Origin of the sequence: Neobacillus vireti, assembly GCF_036962345.1 — a bacterium.
Classification (GTDB): Bacteria; Bacillota; Bacilli; order Bacillales; family Cytobacillaceae; genus Neobacillus; species Neobacillus vireti_A.
Genome location: NZ_JBALNB010000017.1, coordinates 1 through 18,393, shown reverse-complemented (window position 1 = coordinate 18,393; position 18,393 = coordinate 1). Strand labels below are relative to the sequence as shown.

Sequence of the window (18,393 nt, the reverse complement as noted above, 5' to 3'; positions counted from 1 at the left end):
TTTTTCAGCGGTCTCGAACCGTCCCGGTGGCTCAAAAGAGAATGAAGAAGTGGAAGTAGTCTGTCCTTTTTGTAATGGCACAATGCGAAGAGCGAGGAATGTCCCAAGTGAATAATACTCACTTGGGACGTGGTTAAGTTGCGTTAGCGATTTTGTTCTTCGGAAATCATTTGATCGATAATAACTTTAGGAAGGTGACGATGTAACGATTGTTGTCAGGTATTGGACGGTTAAGATTGCAGAAATTAATCTTTCTTTTATTCTGAGTCTTAAATAACTTCGGTTATCCTCTTCCCATCTTTCTTTTATTGATTTTCTACTCATAAAGTTCAACTATTTATTTATTTATTAAATCTACAACTAAATGTATCTGTCCTTTTGAATCAACCAAAGCATCTCTAATTATCATTTGTTGTCCTGAGTTAAAAAGTATTTCTGTTTCTGTTTCAAGATAACTAATCTTTCCTAAATATGCTCCATTTGCACCTTTTGGAACATTAATTGTCCAAAAAACACTTCTATTACTAAACGAGGATTCTTTAACAACAGATGTACTTAAAAATGCATCATCTTTAAACTCTTTTCCAATAAGATTCCTAATCATGGCATTTGTAAATTTTTTATTTTTGTATTGAGGTAGTAACTTTTTAATTAAAGTCAAACCTGTTCCACGATATACAACCATATCTTCTGGAATTTTAGCTTTTTTTAATGCATTTTGAATCTCAGTAATTCTATTGGGATTAATCCCATCTAATGAAGTAGTTTTTCCCCGTAAATAATCATTAATTTTTGCAAAAGAATAATTAGTATAACTGTATAAAGCTTGTTTTTCTAGGTTAGTTAATGAATTAAACCATTCATCGAAATGCTTTTCTCCCCAAGCATGAGCTTGCTCAATGGATTCAATGGATCTAATATTTCCAGTATCACTAACCGCCTTTTCTCTGTCAACTTCATTATCACCATTATCTGAAGTAGAGTCGTTATCTTTACTATTTTCATCATTTGAAGTAGAGTTATCATGTTCGCTATTCCCATCATCTGAGGTTGGGTTGTTACCTTCGTTATTTTCATCTTCTGAGTTGGAGTTGCTGCCTTTGTTATTTTCATCTTCTGAGTTTGAGTTGTTATCTTTTTTCTTATTAAATAATTTTTTAGCTACTATTGCTGATAAGGAAATACCTGCACCATACATGATCCCTTCTTCTTCCACTGTATCTGTAAAAGATTGAAAGGGAGATTCAACTAAAAAGTCCCAAGGATCATTTACTAATTGTTGAAAAGATTTTGTGTACTCATCAATCGTTTCGTCAGCTTCCTTTATTATAAAATCTGGCACTATTACATCAGGAAGAACTACTGTTATGATGACTACACCAGAATCAACTATGAATGTAAAAGTTCCCTCTATGATTCCATTTAAACCTACTCCAAGCCCTTCTATAAGATCCCAAGCCCCTACAATGATTATTTCAACAATATCCACTGTACCTTCAAAAAAGGTTGTATACTTATCTTTTATTTGAGCGGCTCTATAATTATATGCATCATCAGTATTTTCAAACTTTACAATTTTTGAATCATAAAGGTCCCACAACTCAGACATATACTTTTCCAGTCTATTTTTAGAAACTTCAATTTCATAGCGGATGTTTTTCATTTTCGCCTTATTTTCTTCGCTTTTTTGTTTTTCTTGTTCAGTAGGGTCTATAAAGCTAATAAAGGAAGCAGGAGTTTTATGGGCTAATTTTAAAGCTTTTGAAACATTATTTAATATTCCGGTTTCAATTTGATCTAAATTTACCCATATATCATTTCGATCCACTCTCATAATTGCATTTCTTGCGATTGGCCTGATGTATGCCGTCGTATCTGTTACATAATTTTCAAATAATGATAGGAGATCTTTGATTTGAGTTTTATAGCTTTTTATATTTTCTTTTGAATTTTTTATCATTTTATCCCATGCATCTATACTTTCACCACTGTTGCTTTCAATAAATACTGAAATGTTAGAAAGGGAAGTGTGCATTCCATCAAGTGCCTTGTTATACATATAAAGCTGGCCGATAATGTGATCAAGAATGCCATAATTTATTTTTAAATCGCGTTTCATTACTTCCCACCCCAGAAAGATTCACCAATCTTTTCGTCTGTTTCTTTCATATTTCTTAGCAATTCTTCTCCTGCTTTGTGAATGGCGTTCACATTTTTAATCAAATCCGTATTCATATTATCATTCATGTTCTCTAACAAGCCGTCTACCTTTTCGATAAAGTCTGAATTGAAACTTTCTAATTGATTTCTCGTATTGGAATTAAAAGTTGTCGTGTAACTTTTAAAATCTTCAATTGACTTTTTTAATTCATTTAAAGTTGATTGCAGACTTTCTATATCCAATTTGATTTCTTTTGCCATCAAACCGCAAACACGCTCCCTCCGTTCGGCAATTTATCTGAACTGCACAGAATTGATCGTATCGATTAAGCTTTTTAATTCGGAAATCATTTGATCGATAATAACTTTCATTTCTTCCTGAACCGAGGCATTTTCAAGATCCATATCTTCAAAATTTTTCTTGATTTCATCTATTGCATCTTGTAAATTATTAATAATTCCAGAATCAAATCCCCATGATCCATAAACAATGTGTTTGCAAAAATCATAATCATACAAAGCCATTAAAGTTCACCCGCTTTTTGTTTCGATTCCAGCTCTTTTTGAAGCTTTTTCATATCATGGACGGAAAACTCAATGGATTTCATATTTTTATCAACGATAAACTCCTTTTTTATTAATAGTTCAAACGATTCATCCATTTCATCTTTAAACCCTAAATGAATGATATTTTTGATTAAAGGTGCTGTAAAATGTATTTGCGAGCCGGGTTTCATTTCCCCAAAAGGGTATACAACACCGGAATACGGAAAATATGTGTTATAGCCTTTTGGCGCAATAAACCGACCTGTTATGATTATTTTTGATGGTGATGTCATTTGTTGATCAGGTTTAAAATATGTTCTATCTAATTCGACAACAGAACCTAAAGGCAAAACTTCCCTCATAATTTCAATAGAATAAGATAGTATATGAACATAAGCATCTTCATCTAATGAAAATTGCTTATCTGTAAATTCAATTGTATGTAGACTATTTTCTTTTTTATATAAAATATCAAGACCATTACTTTTCAATTCTAAAAGTGCTAGATTTTTCTTATATGCGCGATAAAGTGTTTGAAGAATTGATTGATCCTCTATAAATAACTTAATAAATTCTTTTATGATTAATCCTGATTCCATTTGTTTTTCTTTTTCCAATGAATATATAATTTTATCTACCTTTTCCATCGCAAGCGCTTTTAATTTCTGTTTAAATTCTTCTTTCATGAACGGAAAACACTCACTTTCTAATAAATGAAATTTGTTGTTGAGAAAAATCATTTTTATCTAGACAGAAATTTAAACAAAATGTAAAACTGTACTTTTATTGTAGATGTCTAGCTTAAAAGCTAAGAGATAACAAGAAGAGTACAGTAGTAAAAAAGACTATTATGAATAATAATGCATAGAGAAGTAAAAAAATAAGTGTAGTATTTAGATGCATTTAATAAGTGTAAATTTCATTATGTGGATTTGGATTAACTATTTTCTTTTATTTGTGATGACTAGAATCATCAACCAACCGGGCGGTTTTAATAATTGAATTATATTTCCAAAATTTCGTAAATGCAATATTGCTTTTTTCCTATTTTTGGGAAAAATATAATGCGCTGATTGCAGCACCAATCAAGATCATCATGTTATTAGCTCTACTATGGGAAATTCAGCGCAAAAAATGAATTCAACAAACGATTGGAACAGGCAATATTAAAACCTAATGGGCGCTTTAATTGCCCTTTTCCATATTTGGTAAATCACCCCTATAAGTTAAGTGTAACACCATCTTGTAGAAGGGTCTTTTTACACTGTGTCTACTTGTAGAGGATAATATCACAATACGGTCTTTTTAATAGTAGAAAAACACCCTAGGTACCAAAAAGAAGGTGCCGAAATCGGTATTTTTGCATTTTGTTGAGTGAATATTATTAATGGGAATGAATGTTCTTGAATGTACTAAAATTAGGGTTTGATGGCATTATATTATTATTTAAAACCTTACAATCTATGAGAGGTATGATGTAAAAAAACATCATATCCCTTGAACAAGGAACTTGAAGTGAACCCCTTAATTTAGACTAAACAATCCCGCTTAGGGGTTCACTTCAACAGGAGGTGATCAAAGTATATTTTAGAGTGGAGCACATCTGAAATTAAGATAGCAATTGATGTTGCAAAAAACGATTTCTATATAAATCCTAGAATGGATTCTCTAGGCCTGAGTTTTAATGATGGGACTGTTAAAATTAATGATGCCGAAAATGTCATAAACATCTTAAAAAAGCATAACGTACAGGAGTGGAAGCGTGACTATAGCTTTGAAGATCCAGCTTCTTTTCAGGATGGGTACAGCTGGAATCTATGGCTGCAATTTGAAGATGGTACTGTTGAAAAACACGTAGGTCAAGGAAAGGATATAGTTGATATTACACCTAAAAACTTTGATGATTTTGCCACCGAATTAAATGGTTTTGTTAAGGAAAGATTGGAAGGGAAGTAATACAGTCTTTCAGGATCATGCAAGGAATGGGGATTGGACATTAATTGGAAAGAAATGAAGTCATCCCATTTTTTTATAAAAACAGAAAGGATACTAACAAAGAATTGAGAAGTAAAAAGGCTTTTCTAAATTACCAAATTAAGAGATTGTAAGAACTACTAATAAAGCATTCAAAACCCCCATTAGAGAAAAGGTCATCTCCATTGGGGGTTTTTGATTAAACACTCAGTTTTAATAAATCGTCCTTTGGTGTAACGGCCCCGTTTGTTAGAGGTTTTATATCGAGATATTCTTCCTGATTGGTAATGACAACCGGTGTCGTCGTTTGGTAACCGGATGCTTTAATATTATTTGTATCAAATTCAATGAGCAGGTCACCTGGTTTTACTTTGTCTCCCTGCTTGACATATTGTATGAAAAATTGGCCATTCAAATTTACTGTATCAACACCAATGAAGATTAATACTTCCGCTCCATTATTGAAGGTCACACCTACTGTATGCTCCGTTGGAGATTGAGTAGTTACCACACCAGAAACAGGGGAATAAACTTTGCCTTCTTCAGGCTCAATGGCTACCCCCTTTCCAACTGTACCTGTTGAAAAAAGCGAATCATGAATACTGGATAGCGGCACCACCTTGCCTTATATTGGGAGGCCTATGGATTCAGGTTTTACCCCAACAATCATGCGGCTGTATTAAGACATCAAGCAAATTCGAGTTTTGCCTTTTTTCAAACGAACAGTATTTATTCATACGAGATATAATAGTACTGCTTCGTTTCTGGATTGTATTGAAAAACTGAATAAAAATCCTCAGGATTTGCATCCTCTTCAAATTCCATGTCAACCTCAACAAAGTCCCATTCTTTTTCATATAATTTATCGGTCGTAAGGGAGATCTTTTTGTCAGCTAAAAGTTCTTTAATTTGTAAGGAGTTTTCTAGGCTGTATTTTGAGTAGGCAAATGGTCCAAACTCCTGAGTTTCTCCATTTTTTAAAAGAAATACAAACTTCCATTTAAAACTGCTGCCTGAATTTCTACTAAACCCATCACTCGATATGTTTCCTTTTAGATTTACATGTTTTACTACTGACCAAGAAATCATTTCTTTGTTCCCAAGTGTACTAATCACAAGGCCATCTTGATTAATGGCTTTATAGTCGTTATGAATGATGAAGGAAATTGATACCGTTAGTGCAAAAGTAAGGATAAACGTAAATTTAACGGTTTTCTTGCTTTTCTTCCATCCGATCACAAAGAGACCTATAAAACACATGAATGCACCAAGTCCAGCAAACACGGTAGTATAGCCCAGCCAATCTACGGATATATTCTCAAAATAAACATCCCCTGTGCTTGATAAACGATCGATACTACTGAACTTTCTGCTGTCGAAAAACCTAAGCAATAAAGGTGTAACAATCGTAATCAGTACATATACTCGAATTCCAGGGTGTGTGAGTAAAGACTTGAAACTTGCGGCATTAAACGTAAAGCCTTTTCTTCCTTCATATAAGAAAATAGCTAATACTAAAGGTAAGATACTTGTTAGTAGATACATCATAAGGGTTGGAAAAAGGGGTTCCCCATAACCCATTCCTACTGCTGCAGTTCCAAAAATTAGCGAAGTAATAATCAAAAGGAATCCAAAAAATTTCCTAATCTTGCCTATCAACGTGATGTTCCCCTCTCTAAGATGATTTGTTCATTATACGTTTTTTTTCAAAAGTTGGATTCATCTAGTAAAAAAACAGTCAAAAAGGACTATCTAGATACTAGAGGCAGGTCCTACTAAAAAAATTTGCAAATCTAGTTTATTTTCTTGTAGAAGCGGGTAAATAAAAGAAACTTCTTTTTTAGTCATCTATTTTTTCATAAGTGGTCGTAACGGAGTGTTTCTATTTTTTGAAAATTGTAACTAATGTCCTATTTTTAAGAAAAGGGGAACTTTTCCATCATTAAAACGTCTTATACATATAGAGATAATTTGGGAGGGAATAATAAGATGAAGCATGGTTTAATTTTGATCACTTTTTCGATGTTACTGGCTGCCTGTTCTTCTGAAGATGTATCTCAGAGGAAGGTAGATACGACGAATGAATTATCTCCACAAACTATCACCTTGGAACAAAACGAAACGATAACTGAAATAGAAATGAATGAAAGTAACCAAAATATAAAACTTGTAAATAGTGAAAATAATGACAACGTTGAAACGCAAAGTACACTTTTCATTTCTTCGCAGACAAGTGAGGAGAAGGAAGATGAAATGCCATCCCTGCTACAGGAGCCTGTGGAACCGGAAGAACCACTTGTTGAAGATTATGTGATGATCGGAGATTCGAAATATATTAATCTCATGCAGGAAGAAAAATTCCAAGATTGGATCAATGTTGCTGAGAAGTACGGGGCAGCACTTTATGCAATTCCATATTCTGATGTTTTTGCCATTGTAAAAGAGGGGGAAGTGCTTGTCGGTATGAGTACTGGGGTTGCGAGTGCTGCACCAAACAATATCGATATTCTATGTGATTTAATGGTAGATAAAGGAGACGCCACAGAAGAAATTATCGAAGGTATCAAACAAGTGGCGGAAACGGGAGAAAGTGTTCAATTAAATGGTCCGCAGGAATTTGGCGATGATTTCACCATCGAAAAGCTGGAAGAGTGGATTGTTGTTTCTTGGTAATAAAAGGGCGGATTTCACTAACAGGTTCTATTCCTGTCATAAAACTAAATGAAGGAAGGCGAAAAGACCATTAAAATGCAATTATATTTAATGGTCTTTTTAAAATGCAACTAACACAAAACAATGATTTTATAGGGTGTGGTTTGAGCTGGAATGCTAAATGTGGCAGGGCCATATACAACAAGCAGATTTCTGTTGGCAGGACTCAATGTAAAGGGTTGGCCGTTTTGTAATAAAATCGGAGTATAACTAGAGATATTCAATTGTAACTGACCATCACTACTCACGAGCTGCATGTTAAAAAGGTCTACCTTTACATTTTGATAAGGGTTATTTTTTACGATAATGAGTGCCTGATATTGTGGCGGGTAAATAAGAATAACAGGTAAATTTACATCATAATATCCGGTTACCCGGTCTCCAACTGAAACCACAACATGATCTAGAAAATAGGTTGTTGGACTAATCACGAAATTTACGATTGATCCATCTTCTCTTAATAGGGACATTAATTTAAAACATCCTTTTAACTCCTCATCCGAACCTACTAAATAATCCTGAATCATGGTAACCGTACCAGAGAAAGAACCATATTTCTTCATTTTTTTCCTCCATTTTGATGAATCATTAACGAAAACCAACCTTCGGAAACATCGAGTGCGGAGAGCGTATAATATTTTAATTGACCTTATAAATTTTATGATGTTGATGATTAGATATTACTTAATAAAGGCCAGTTAAGATGATAGTCGTCATCATGAAAAGGAGCATGTTATGTATAACTATTATTCTAGGACAGCGATGAATCAGCCGAAACTTGTTTCGTTTGCACGAGGTGATGTAACGGGCGATCGAATACCTGATACTGTCTATTTAACCGGAATAAAGACTCCAGCTAGTCCATTTACTCAAAATATCACCCTGCTTGTTCAAGATGGAAGAACTGGTGAGGTAAAAAGTGTTCCCCTTCGCGAAAATACTGGCTACAATCCTACGATATTTTTGGGGGATTTTACTGGTAATGGAGTAGATGATATTTTAATCAGTATTGCTACAGGTGGAAGCGGTGGAATCATGTACCATTATCTTTATTCCTTTGTGGAAAATACTGCTCAATTACTATTTGATTTCAATGTTTATAATGAGCAATATCAATATGAGGTTACCTATCAAGACCATTACAAAGTGGAAGTTGTCAGCAAAATCAATAATAAAAAGTACTTGATAGACATTTCAACAAGAGGTGCTGAGTATTTAAATGAAATATATGATGCAAACGGTAAACTGAAAAGTCCTATCACTGGTTTTGTAAATCCTCTAAGTGGCTTATATCCTGTCGATTTTGATTCAAATAAAGTGTATGAGCTATTGGCGTATCAAAAAATTGCCGGAAGATATAATGCAGATTCTTTAGGATATGTTTTGAATACTTTAGGGTGGTTAGGTAATCAATTTGTTTTGCAAAATCAGTATGTAGCTGTTTTTGGGTATTAGTCTAAACTTCGGAAGGATAGATTTTTAAAATTAGTCATTATGCACATTTTGATACAACATTGTGAACCGTATCATAAATAGAGGCAGTTTAAAATATCGGATCAACCTCGGACAAGGCAAGCCCAAAGAAGCAAGGTCGTGTCCGAAGCTGTGTCCCCTTCGGACAAGGCAGGGCCGAAAAGCAAGGTCGTGTCCGAAGCTGTGTCCCCTTCGGACAAGGCGGGGCATGAAAAGCAGGATCATGTCCGAAGTTGTGTCCCCTTCGGACAAGGCAGGGCATAAAAAGCAGGGTCATGTCCGAAGCTGTGTCAACTTCGGACAGGGCAAGACCAAAAAGGCAAGGTCGTGTCCGAAGCTGTGTCCCCTTCGGACAAGGCAAGACCAAAGTAGCAGGGTCATGTCTGAAGTCGTGTCCCCTTCGGACAAGGCAGAGCCGAAAATGCAAGGTCGTGTCCGAAGTTGTGTCCCCTTCGGACAAGGCAGGGCCGAAAAAGCGAGGTCGTGTCCGAAGCTGTGTTACCTTCGGACAAGGCAGGGCCGAAAAAGCAAGGGCGTGTCCGAAGCTGTGTCACTTTCGGACAAGGCAGGGCATAAAAAGCAGGATCATGTCCGAAGCTGTGTCCCCTTCGGACAAGGCAGAGCCGAAAAAGCAGGGTCGTGTCCGAAGCTGTGTCATCTTTGGACAAGGCAAGCCCAAAAAAGCAAGGTCGTGTCCGAAGCTGTGTCCCCTTCGGACAAGGCAGAGCATAAAAAGGAGGATCGTGTCCGAAGCTGTGTCCCCTTCGAACAAGACAGGTCCAAAGAAGCAGGGTCATGTCCGAAGCCAAGCAAACTTTGAACAGGGTAGAGCTAAAAAAGTGTAATTGTGTCTGAAAGAATACCAATCTGACATCTAAACAAAGATTATATATAATAGGAATCACTCGTTTTTCCAAAGGACTGGAAGTTTTTCTTTAATACCCTGCAAAATGTCTTTTTGGTTAAATCGACGTTGCACCACTCATAAATATTGGTAGTAGTTATCTTTCGTTCAGGAAATAGCAACTGGAATTCCCTCACATTCCGTAGAATGACATCTTCAACGGTTTCATGACCTCCACACTTTCCGCAAACAAAGAGATGGTTTTGTAAAGAAAGCAAAAAGGAACGACAAAATTTACAATATATATCCTTTTTTAGCTGCTCAAATTGATAGTTTGGCACCTGTGTAAAGGGGTTCTTTGTTTGATGTAATGAAAGTAATTGTTGGGCCAATTTTTTGTGACCATCATTCAACCTGGATGATGTATCATTTATACCTTTTAAAAACCGGTTCACTTGATTGGGAAGAATAATTGGGTGGTCCACTTGCGCGTTGTATAAATTGAATTCAGGGTTAATAAAAATAGTGGTGGCTTCAACGAGGTAATTAAGCTTGAGGTCTTGGAGCAGCTGGCGGAATTGTGAGGCGCATTTGTTTAATTGATCGATTGGATTTTTATATTCGCGACCGCTTTTAACGAGAAAGAATCTGTCCTTTTCAATGCAAAAGTCTCCTTCAAAATTTTTGACATCCAACAAGCGAATGACTTCCTGTGAAATAAGCATTGAATCAATTTGAAAATAGGAATTGTTTATTTTAAGCAGCAAGTCATTGATGATATACCTTTCTTCTTGAAGAACTTCTGCCTTCCGGTCAAATTGCACCTCACCCTCATAACCTTTTTCAAGGTTGAAATAATGGAACTTTTCTTCTTGTGTTAACTCCATCCGCGTGTTTAAAGCGCGCATTTTCAATAATTCATCTGATTCTGGTCGGCTTCTAAGTATCATTGGCCACTTCCTTTCTAAACCTATTTTATATAAAAACTGGACAGATGAATGTGAATTTTTCGTTAAATATTGACAGTATTTTTAAATAAAACTTTTATAAAAAACTGCCGCTTAAACAGGTGCGGTGAACCGTATCATAAGTTAAATGAGTTCTATATGAAAAATGGCAACAGCACCTTCTCAAGATAGCGAGAGAGGTGCTGTTATTATGTGATCGACAAACATTTGTTAAATCCCTCTGCTGTAAAGCCTTATTACGTTACTTCCCCGTTATTGCAATAAGGTGATCCAATGCCGATTTTCGCCCCAACCCCTCTAAATTTACGATTGTGACCTCATTTTTAAACTATTAGGAAATTTTGGTTGAAAATAATTCTCAATTACCTATTGACACAATTTTCTTGTGATTATATTATATACATATGATAATGATAATCGTTTTCAATTACAATTGATAAATAAGAGGAGCTGAATACAAGATTAAATTGATAGACAGATAGATTTTTCCTATGTTCTACATAAGTATTTTGACCAAACTTATTTCTAAAGGAGACTATAAAGATGAAAAAATTCAAATTCATAGCTATTATGTTCGCATTGATTTTAATATTAGCTGCATGCGGCGGCAAAGAGGAAGCGAGTAATTCCACAGGTTCTGATGATAAGAAAACAGAAGAAGTGAAAGAAGTAACCATTACCCATAAGTACGGTGAGGTTACCATTGAAAAGAACCCAAAGAAAGTTGTTGTATTTGATTTTGGTGTACTAGATGCGTTAGATACATTGGGTGTTGAAATTACTGGTCTTCCACAAGCAATCGTTCCGAAGACGTTAGAGAAATATGCAGGTTCAGAATATACCAATGTTGGAAGCTTAAAAGAACCTGATTTTGAAGCGCTGCACGAATTAAAGCCAGATGTGATTTTCATTTCTTCAAGGCAAGCAGAGCTATATGACCAATTTGCAGAAATTGCACCGACCGTTTTTATAGATGTTGATTATGCAAACTACATGTCCTCACTTGAAAAGAATTTCAAACTTTTAGCTGAAGTTTTTGAAAAGGAAGACGTACTTGAAACAAAAATGAGTGAGCTAAAAGCTAGTATTGGAACATTAAATAAAGAAGCAACCGCTTCTGACAGCAAGGCATTGATTTTATTGGCGAACGAAGGAAAAGTAAGTGCCTTTGGCCCAGCATCACGCTATGGATTTGTCCATGATGTGTTTGGTTTTAAAGCAGTAGACGAAAACTTGGAAGTTTCACAGCACGGTCAAAGTATCACGTTTGAATATATTTTAGAAAAAAATCCGGATGTTCTATTTGTTATCGACCGCTCTGCTGCAATTGGCGGCGAGATAGGGGCAAAAGATACCCTTGAAAATGAGTTAGTAAAGAAAACAAATGCGTATAAAAATGGAAAGATCATTTATCTAGACGCGGTGAACTGGTACATTGCAGGAAATGGAATTACTTCCACACAATCAATGGTAGAAGAAGTGAAAGCAGCTCTAAAATAGAAGGAAGCTGGAACATGGGGGGACGGTTCTGGTGGCATTTTATGCCACCAGAACCGTCCCTTTGGTCTTTATTGCTTCCGTTTGCGCGCATTTGATTTTTTAGTTTTCATCAGTTTTGTTGAAGGCTGTTTACGAATCCATTTCAGGAAGCGCGCTAGTTGGGCATCTGCTTTTAATTCAGGGATCGTGGTTAAACGGGCAGCGATTTCTTCATTTGTATAGAGAGCATGGATTTGTTTGTGGCAAGGGATGCACAAATGGGCGGTAGAACCAAATGTACCGCCCATCTCTTTAGGCAATAAATGATGGACAGTCGTCTCAACGGATTCTCGTTCGCAAAGTTCACATTTCCCCATACTAACACCTCCTGCTCAATTCCCATCCATTAGCAGCCATTCAGCTTGGCAGCAAATAGAAATAAATGGATGTATTTATTTATTTGCATATAGTACATGAATTATAATAAATGCATAAGTCTATTTTATTTTTAGGGGGAGAAATATGAAAAGTTTTGAAGAGAAGTTAGATCAATATGCAGAACTAGTGGTCAAGATTGGTCTAAACGTTCAAAAGGGGCAGAGATTACTGATAAACTCTCCTATTGAAGCGGCCGATTTTACCCGGAGAGTTACGAAATATGCGTATGAATACGGATGTAAACGCGTGTTTGTTGACTGGGTGGATACAGATTTAAATAGAATTCATTATTTAAACGCATCGGATGATGTTTTAAAAGATTTCATTCAGCCATGGGAGATTGATAAGTTTAATAGTCTGGCAGACGAGAATGACTGTATGCTTTATATTGCAGGGACCGACCCGAATGCATACGCAAATATCCCGCCTGAACGGATTATGTACGTTCAAAAAAACGGGGCTGACAAACTCAAATCAATCTCTCAAAAAAGACTAAGAGGTGATGTGCCCTGGGCGATCATTGGTGTACCAACGGAAGCTTGGGCAGTGAGTATTTTTCCAGATTTGAACAAAGAGGAAGCAGTCGCTGCATTATGGGAAGCAATATTTAAAACCGTAAGAGTCGATCAGCCAGATCCAATCGCCGCATGGGAGGAGCATTCTGCGACTCTTACAAAAAAAGTGAATTATCTAAACGAGCAGAACTTTAAGACTCTGCATTATAAATCCAAGGGAACCAATCTTTCCATTGATCTACATCCAGATCATAAATGGGTTGGCGGCGGGCACCCATCCACATTTGGTCCCACTTACATTCCGAACCTTCCAACCGAGGAAGTGTTTACGACACCTCATAAATTGGGGGTAAACGGTACGGTTGCAAGTACAAAGCCATTATCTGCTTTAGGAAATTTAATCGAGAACTTTTCATTAACCTTTAAAGAAGGAAAAGTAGTGGATTTTTCTGCTGAAAAAGGTTACGAGACATTAAAACAGCTCCTTAGTATGGATGAAGGGATGCTATTTCTTGGTGAAGTGGCCCTAGTACCACATGATTCACCGATTTCGAATTCTGGTATCATCTTTAATAATACCTTGTTTGATGAAAATGCTTCTTGCCACCTGGCGATTGGGAACGCAATTTCCATGGCACTTCATGATGCAAAGAATATTAACTTGGAGGATTATAAGAAAAAAGGTATTAACCATAGCAGCGGGCACACGGACTTTATGATTGGCTCAGCACATTTAGAAATTGTGGCCGAATATCACGATGGGAGAAAAGTTAAATTGTTTAAAAATGGAAACTGGGCATAACAGGTTGCCAGGGGGACGGTTCTAGTGGCTTTTTAAGCCGCCAGAACCGTCCCTGCGGTTTTCGGCAGGGAGATGATGATTATGTACACGTTTAAAAGACTGAATGAACTGACTTTTAATGAATCTCTTCAGATATGGAATGAAGGCTTTAAAGGTTACTTCGTCGAGGTATCTATGACTCTTGATGCTTTTATTGCAAGAATCGTTAAAGAAAACCTTTCGATTTCCAAGTCGATTGTGGCGTATGATGGGAACAAACCTGTTGGGATTCTATTAAATGGAATTCAGGAAATCAATGGGGTGAAGGCTGCCTGGAATGGTGGAACTGCCGTAGTCCCCGAGTACCGTGGTAAAGGCGTTGGGAGATTTTTAGTGGAAACATCAGAAGCGATTAATCGTGAAGAAGGAGTAGAAGTTGCTACGCTCGAAGCCATTCGTGAAAACACACCCGCTATCGAGCTGTATCAAAAGATGGGCTACGAGGTCGCAGATTCCCTATTATGGATGAGTCATGAAGATTCCTTGGCGTTTGAAGAAGCTGACCCTTCTCTTACTTATGAAAAAGGAAACGCTCACGATATTCTTTCACTAGATATCTACGATCAAAACATCAAACCATGGCAAACACAATGGTTCAATATTAAAGACGCAGAGCTGCTAACCATATCAGATTCAGCTGCAGACAAAAATGTTGGGTATTTTTTATACCGCAGGGTTTTGGATAATAGCGGGGTTCAAATAGGCACTGTTTTGTACCAAGGGATGGCTGTTCAGGACAGGAGTGATCAAAAGCAGATCATTTTAGCTGGTTTAAAGAAGGTATTTCATCCCCATGATGCGAAGATGAAAAATATCATAGTGAACATCCCTCTTAAAAATAAAGTTTTAGTAGACGCTCTTAAGGAGTTAGGATTTTCTGTCTCAACGGAACAGGTATTTATGATGAAAAGGATAGGGAGTTAATCATGAATACCATCCACCAAAATACAGCGAGAGGATGTACATTTTATTAAATGCGGCCTACCCATTTTTTGCATTTGCTTCTAAAGTTGAATACATGACCATCGAGTTTATGGACCATCAGGAACTGGCAAACGAAATAATAGCCCTTAATAAGGACTATCGGGTTTTGACCACGAGTGAACTTCATGAACCGATACAACCTGATGGGCGAAAGTACCTGTTGAGAAATGAAAATACATTAAATAAAGATGAAATACAGAATATTTTATATTGGAAGCCTCAAACCGTTGGAGAGGTAATCTATAATTATTGGGATTAGTTATATATGCCAGTATGATAAAAATAGACAAAAAAATAGATTCGGCCAATTGCCGAATCCAAAAACTATATAAAAAAAGGGGGGTTATGAAAAGTTTGAAAAAGACTTTCCTCTTCATGTAATTATCATACCCCCAATTAATGAATAAACTATGAACAAAGATTTAAAGATTTATTAATACGAGCCTTTATTCTTATCATACGAGATATTTTGACACTGTTTGGGCTCTTTTACATGGAGAGATGTGACAGTCTAATTTGACAGTAAATCTAATATAAATATTTTGAACATGGACATGGTCCATGATTTTTTTGTGTTAAGATGTAAATTTTCAGGAGTTAAGCGGTTGGATATAAAGGGCCGTTATTGGTGACTTTCAGTTGCTCGACTTTCTATTCTCGCTAAATGTACAATGTGAATAGAAGAATTAACACTATCGGAAGGATGTTAATCATGAACGAAATGAATCAGGAATATATCGTTATCTCGGGTGCGAGGGAAAACAATCTCAAGAACGTTTCGTTAAGAATTCCCAAGCGTAAGATTACGATTTTTACCGGAGTTTCCGGATCGGGCAAGTCATCGATTGTCTTCGATACGATTGCCGCTGAATCCACACGCTTGCTGAATGAGAACTTCAGCATGTTCGTGCGCACGTTCCTGCCCCGCTATCCGCAGCCGGAAGCGGATGCAATCGAGAACTTGAGCATGGCTGTGATTGTCGATCAGAAACGGCTAGGCGGCGGCTCCCATTCTACGATGGGCACAATTACCGATATCTCTCCCATTCTCCGTCTTCTCTTCTCTCGAGTGGGTCTGCCCTATGTTGGACAAGCGAACATGTTCTCGTTTAATGATCCGCATGGCATGTGCCCGGAGTGTAACGGGATCGGCCGCAAGCTCGGTGTAGATATGGAGAAGGCGGTGGATATGTCAAAGTCGTTGAAAGAAGGGGCGCTTATGCTGCCGGACTATAAGGTGGACGGCTGGGATTTTAACTTAATTGTGCAGTCAGGTTCCTTTGATCCCGATAAGAAGCTAAGCGACTATTCGCAAAAGGAGCTGGAGGAGCTGCTTTACGGCAAAGCGAAGAAGGTGAAGGTGGATTTTGCCGGAAAGGAAATGAATATTACCGTAGAAGGCGTCATCGAGAAGTTCACTAACAAATACATCAAGCAGGATGTGAAAACGAAGTCCGAGCGTACACAAAAAGCGGTTGCGCCGTACATTTCTGAGGGTCCTTGCTCCAGCTGCCACGGCGCGAGACTCAGTCAGGCCGCGCTCAACTGCAGGATCAATGGACGAAACATTGCGGAGATGTCGTCCATGGAGGTCGGACAGCTCATCACCGTCATTCGGGAAATTGATGACGCGAAAGCTGCACCAATCGTTAAGTCGTTGAGAGAGCGGCTGCAGCATCTTGTGGATATCGGTCTTGACTATTTGACGCTGGATCGTGAAACAGATACTTTGTCCGGCGGTGAGTCGCAGCGCGTCAAGATGGTGAAACACCTAAGCGGCAGTCTGGTGGATGTCACATACATCTTCGATGAGCCTAGCGTTGGCTTGCATCCCCGTGACGTACACCGGTTAAATGGCTTGCTTCAAAAGCTGCGTGATAAGGGCAATACCGTGATTGTGGTTGAGCATGATCCTGATGTGATCAAAGTGGCGGACCATATCGTAGACGTTGGCCCTCATGCCGGCAGCCGCGGTGGTACCATTGTATATGAAGGAAGCTTCCAAGGACTGTTGGAGTCAGGTACACTGACAGGCACCCATATGAAGCGGCCGCTCCAACTGAAGGGTGACTGCAGGACACCATCTGGCAACCTATCCATCAAAAATGCCATACTGCACAATCTGCAGAACGTGAGTGTCGAGATTCCAACTGGAGTGCTGACAGTCGTTACGGGAGTCGCCGGCTCTGGCAAGAGTACGCTTATTAATGAAGTATTCCTCGGAGAGCACCCAGATGCGATTGTCATTGATCAATCAGCGGTAGGTGTGTCAACACGCTCGAATCCTGCAACCTACACGGGCATCATGGATGATGTTCGTAAGGCGTTTGCTTCCGCAAACAAAGTAAAACCAGGCTTGTTCAGCTTCAATTCAACTGGGGCTTGCGAGAATTGCCAAGGACTAGGAGTGGTTTATACAGACCTTGCATTCCTCGACAGCGTGAAGCTGCCATGCGAAGTATGCGGAGGCAGGCGGTTTAAGGAAGAGGTGCTTGCGTACAAACTGAACGGCAAGTCCATTGCTGATGTGCTGGAGATGAATGTGGAGCAGGCATTGGAATTTTTTGAGCTGAAAGAGGTTGTGAAGAAGCTCAAGGCGATGAAGGATGTAGGGCTGACCTATATTACACTTGGCCAGCCGCTCAGCACACTCTCTGGTGGAGAATGCCAGCGCATCAAGCTGGCAAGCGAGCTGCATAAGAAGGGCAGCATCTACGTGATGGACGAGCCGACAACCGGCCTGCATATGTCTGATATCGGTCACCTTCTAGAGATGATGAATCGACTCGTGGATGCCGGTAATACGGTGATTGTCATCGAGCACAACCTTGATGTGATCAGTCAGGGTGATTGGATCATTGATATGGGTCCGGATGGAGGCAGCAAGGGCGGCCAGGTGGTGTTCGAGGGCACACCTTCGCAGATTATCAATAATGAGCAGTCGATCACGGGAAGATACTTGAAGGAACATATTAAAGGGTAACAACATGGGGACGGTTCTGGTGGCTTTTTAAGCCGCCAGAACCGTCCCCATGGTTTTTAAGTTTGTTGCACTAAGCGGACAAGCATATGAGCTAGTTTATGCTGCTCTTCCTCAGTCCCCACGTTCCAAAGCTCCTGCAATAAACGCTCCTCGGAATTCTTAGGCGGCTCCTTTGACGAAAGGTAATCGGCTACTTTCTGAGCCGAGTTGGCTAACTGCTCTTCATCCATACCTAGTTTTTTTCCTAAATTAACTTTTCCACTAAGATATTCTCTGAAATCACCAAAATCTGTTAAGGCATCTCCGTTTTTGTAAACCTGGTTTTCTATCTTTTCCTCATCTAAATGTTTGTCCATGAATATCACTCCTTTAGGTGTGCATCCTGTTATAATGGTGTGCTTGTCCTATACATACCCTATCTATTCCTAAATAAAACCTATTAAAATGTTTCCTGAATGACATGGGGGACGGTTCTG

General features: G+C 38.2%; 18 protein-coding genes. 8 read left to right on the top strand and 10 right to left on the bottom strand.

The window, feature by feature from the left end; genetic code table 11:
- Window positions 1-337: 337 nt before the first annotated feature.
- From V7108_RS19830 to V7108_RS19815, 4 genes are read right to left on the bottom strand one after another with little or no spacing between them, the layout of a single operon-like run.
- The gene (locus V7108_RS19830) at window positions 338-2,119 is read right to left on the bottom strand and encodes an ADP-ribosyltransferase (RefSeq protein ID WP_335569167.1); all 1,782 of its coding nucleotides are present in this window, start codon (window positions 2,117-2,119) and stop codon (window positions 338-340) included.
- On the bottom strand, window positions 2,119-2,421 hold the full coding sequence (locus tag V7108_RS19825) for a DUF5344 family protein (RefSeq protein WP_335569295.1): 303 nt from the start codon (window positions 2,419-2,421) through the stop codon (window positions 2,119-2,121). The genes V7108_RS19830 and V7108_RS19825 overlap by 1 nt, the downstream gene beginning before the upstream one ends.
- A gap of 33 nt (window positions 2,422-2,454) precedes the next feature.
- Entirely contained in the window at window positions 2,455-2,685 is a 231-nt protein-coding gene (locus tag V7108_RS19820; RefSeq protein WP_335569166.1) for a hypothetical protein, read from the bottom strand.
- Window positions 2,685-3,392: a DUF4176 domain-containing protein gene (locus V7108_RS19815; RefSeq protein ID WP_335569165.1), complete on the bottom strand. Its 708-nt coding sequence runs from the start codon at window positions 3,390-3,392 to the stop codon at window positions 2,685-2,687. Before V7108_RS19815 ends, V7108_RS19820 begins: the two co-directional genes overlap by 1 nt.
- Before the next feature lie 973 nt (window positions 3,393-4,365).
- Here V7108_RS19815 and V7108_RS19810 point away from each other — a divergent pair.
- On the top strand, window positions 4,366-4,662 hold the full coding sequence (locus tag V7108_RS19810) for a hypothetical protein (RefSeq protein WP_335569164.1): 297 nt from the start codon (window positions 4,366-4,368) through the stop codon (window positions 4,660-4,662).
- 217 nt (window positions 4,663-4,879) lie between these two features.
- Here the strand turns inward: V7108_RS19810 and V7108_RS19805 are convergent, their stop codons facing one another.
- Window positions 4,880-5,296, bottom strand: coding sequence for a PTS sugar transporter subunit IIA (locus V7108_RS19805; protein ID WP_335569163.1), 417 nt, complete (start codon window positions 5,294-5,296; stop codon window positions 4,880-4,882).
- 113 nt (window positions 5,297-5,409) lie between these two features.
- Window positions 5,410-6,339 (bottom strand): hypothetical protein, encoded by a 930-nt coding sequence (locus tag V7108_RS19800; RefSeq protein ID WP_335569162.1) that lies wholly within the window; start codon window positions 6,337-6,339, stop codon window positions 5,410-5,412.
- Window positions 6,340-6,669: 330 nt separating this feature from the next.
- On the opposite strand from V7108_RS19800, the gene V7108_RS19795 reads away from it, so the two are divergent.
- Window positions 6,670-7,353 (top strand): hypothetical protein, encoded by a 684-nt coding sequence (locus V7108_RS19795; protein ID WP_335569161.1) that lies wholly within the window; start codon window positions 6,670-6,672, stop codon window positions 7,351-7,353.
- Between the two features lie 110 nt (window positions 7,354-7,463).
- Here V7108_RS19795 and V7108_RS19790 read toward each other — a convergent pair whose 3' ends face one another.
- Window positions 7,464-7,955, bottom strand: a complete 492-nt coding sequence (locus tag V7108_RS19790) for a hypothetical protein (protein WP_335569160.1) — start codon at window positions 7,953-7,955, stop codon at window positions 7,464-7,466.
- A gap of 172 nt (window positions 7,956-8,127) precedes the next feature.
- On the opposite strand from V7108_RS19790, the gene V7108_RS19785 reads away from it, so the two are divergent.
- Complete coding sequence (locus tag V7108_RS19785) at window positions 8,128-8,847, top strand: VCBS repeat-containing protein (protein ID WP_335569159.1); 720 nt, start codon at window positions 8,128-8,130, stop codon at window positions 8,845-8,847.
- 903 nt (window positions 8,848-9,750) lie between these two features.
- Here the strand turns inward: V7108_RS19785 and V7108_RS19780 are convergent.
- Window positions 9,751-10,659 carry a nuclease-related domain-containing protein gene (locus tag V7108_RS19780; RefSeq protein WP_335569158.1) on the bottom strand — a complete coding sequence of 303 codons (909 nt, stop codon included), beginning with the start codon at window positions 10,657-10,659 and terminating at the stop codon, window positions 9,751-9,753.
- Between the two features lie 561 nt (window positions 10,660-11,220).
- Here V7108_RS19780 and V7108_RS19775 point away from each other — a divergent pair.
- Window positions 11,221-12,177 (top strand): siderophore ABC transporter substrate-binding protein, encoded by a 957-nt coding sequence (locus tag V7108_RS19775; RefSeq protein WP_335569157.1) that lies wholly within the window; start codon window positions 11,221-11,223, stop codon window positions 12,175-12,177.
- A 68-nt stretch (window positions 12,178-12,245) separates the two neighbouring features.
- Here V7108_RS19775 and V7108_RS19770 read toward each other — a convergent pair whose 3' ends face one another.
- Window positions 12,246-12,533 (bottom strand): HNH endonuclease, encoded by a 288-nt coding sequence (locus V7108_RS19770; protein WP_335569156.1) that lies wholly within the window; start codon window positions 12,531-12,533, stop codon window positions 12,246-12,248.
- A gap of 145 nt (window positions 12,534-12,678) precedes the next feature.
- Between V7108_RS19770 and V7108_RS19765 the strand changes: the two genes are divergently transcribed.
- From V7108_RS19765 to V7108_RS19750, 4 genes are all read left to right on the top strand, one after another.
- Window positions 12,679-13,911, top strand: coding sequence for an aminopeptidase (locus tag V7108_RS19765; RefSeq protein WP_335569155.1), 1,233 nt, complete (start codon window positions 12,679-12,681; stop codon window positions 13,909-13,911).
- Window positions 13,912-13,992: 81 nt separating this feature from the next.
- Window positions 13,993-14,874, top strand: coding sequence for a GNAT family N-acetyltransferase (locus tag V7108_RS19760; RefSeq protein WP_335569154.1), 882 nt, complete (start codon window positions 13,993-13,995; stop codon window positions 14,872-14,874).
- A gap of 34 nt (window positions 14,875-14,908) precedes the next feature.
- Window positions 14,909-15,193: a hypothetical protein gene (locus V7108_RS19755; RefSeq protein ID WP_335569153.1), complete on the top strand. Its 285-nt coding sequence runs from the start codon at window positions 14,909-14,911 to the stop codon at window positions 15,191-15,193.
- A 453-nt stretch (window positions 15,194-15,646) separates the two neighbouring features.
- A complete protein-coding gene (locus V7108_RS19750; protein ID WP_335569152.1) occupies window positions 15,647-17,917 on the top strand; it encodes an excinuclease ABC subunit UvrA in 2,271 nt (756 codons plus the stop codon).
- Window positions 17,918-17,973: 56 nt separating this feature from the next.
- On the opposite strand, the gene V7108_RS19745 is transcribed toward V7108_RS19750, so the two are convergent.
- A complete protein-coding gene (locus tag V7108_RS19745; protein WP_335569151.1) occupies window positions 17,974-18,273 on the bottom strand; it encodes a DUF3243 domain-containing protein in 300 nt (99 codons plus the stop codon).
- Between the last annotated feature and the right edge of the window lie 120 nt (window positions 18,274-18,393).

Coding starts and splice junctions, on each gene's coding strand:
- V7108_RS19830 (WP_335569167.1), bottom strand. CDS start 2,119: ATGAAACGCGATTTAAAAATAAATTATGGCATTCTTGATCACATTATC.
- V7108_RS19825 (WP_335569295.1), bottom strand. CDS start 2,421: ATGGCAAAAGAAATCAAATTGGATATAGAAAGTCTGCAATCAACTTTA.
- V7108_RS19820 (WP_335569166.1), bottom strand. CDS start 2,685: ATGGCTTTGTATGATTATGATTTTTGCAAACACATTGTTTATGGATCA.
- V7108_RS19815 (WP_335569165.1), bottom strand. CDS start 3,392: ATGAAAGAAGAATTTAAACAGAAATTAAAAGCGCTTGCGATGGAAAAG.
- V7108_RS19810 (WP_335569164.1), top strand. CDS start 4,366: ATGGATTCTCTAGGCCTGAGTTTTAATGATGGGACTGTTAAAATTAAT.
- V7108_RS19795 (WP_335569161.1), top strand. CDS start 6,670: ATGAAGCATGGTTTAATTTTGATCACTTTTTCGATGTTACTGGCTGCC.
- V7108_RS19790 (WP_335569160.1), bottom strand. CDS start 7,955: ATGAAGAAATATGGTTCTTTCTCTGGTACGGTTACCATGATTCAGGAT.
- V7108_RS19785 (WP_335569159.1), top strand. CDS start 8,128: ATGTATAACTATTATTCTAGGACAGCGATGAATCAGCCGAAACTTGTT.
- V7108_RS19780 (WP_335569158.1), bottom strand. CDS start 10,659: ATGATACTTAGAAGCCGACCAGAATCAGATGAATTATTGAAAATGCGC.
- V7108_RS19775 (WP_335569157.1), top strand. CDS start 11,221: ATGAAAAAATTCAAATTCATAGCTATTATGTTCGCATTGATTTTAATA.
- V7108_RS19770 (WP_335569156.1), bottom strand. CDS start 12,533: ATGGGGAAATGTGAACTTTGCGAACGAGAATCCGTTGAGACGACTGTC.
- V7108_RS19765 (WP_335569155.1), top strand. CDS start 12,679: ATGAAAAGTTTTGAAGAGAAGTTAGATCAATATGCAGAACTAGTGGTC.
- V7108_RS19760 (WP_335569154.1), top strand. CDS start 13,993: ATGTACACGTTTAAAAGACTGAATGAACTGACTTTTAATGAATCTCTT.
- V7108_RS19755 (WP_335569153.1), top strand. CDS start 14,909: ATGTACATTTTATTAAATGCGGCCTACCCATTTTTTGCATTTGCTTCT.
- V7108_RS19750 (WP_335569152.1), top strand. CDS start 15,647: ATGAACGAAATGAATCAGGAATATATCGTTATCTCGGGTGCGAGGGAA.
- V7108_RS19745 (WP_335569151.1), bottom strand. CDS start 18,273: ATGGACAAACATTTAGATGAGGAAAAGATAGAAAACCAGGTTTACAAA.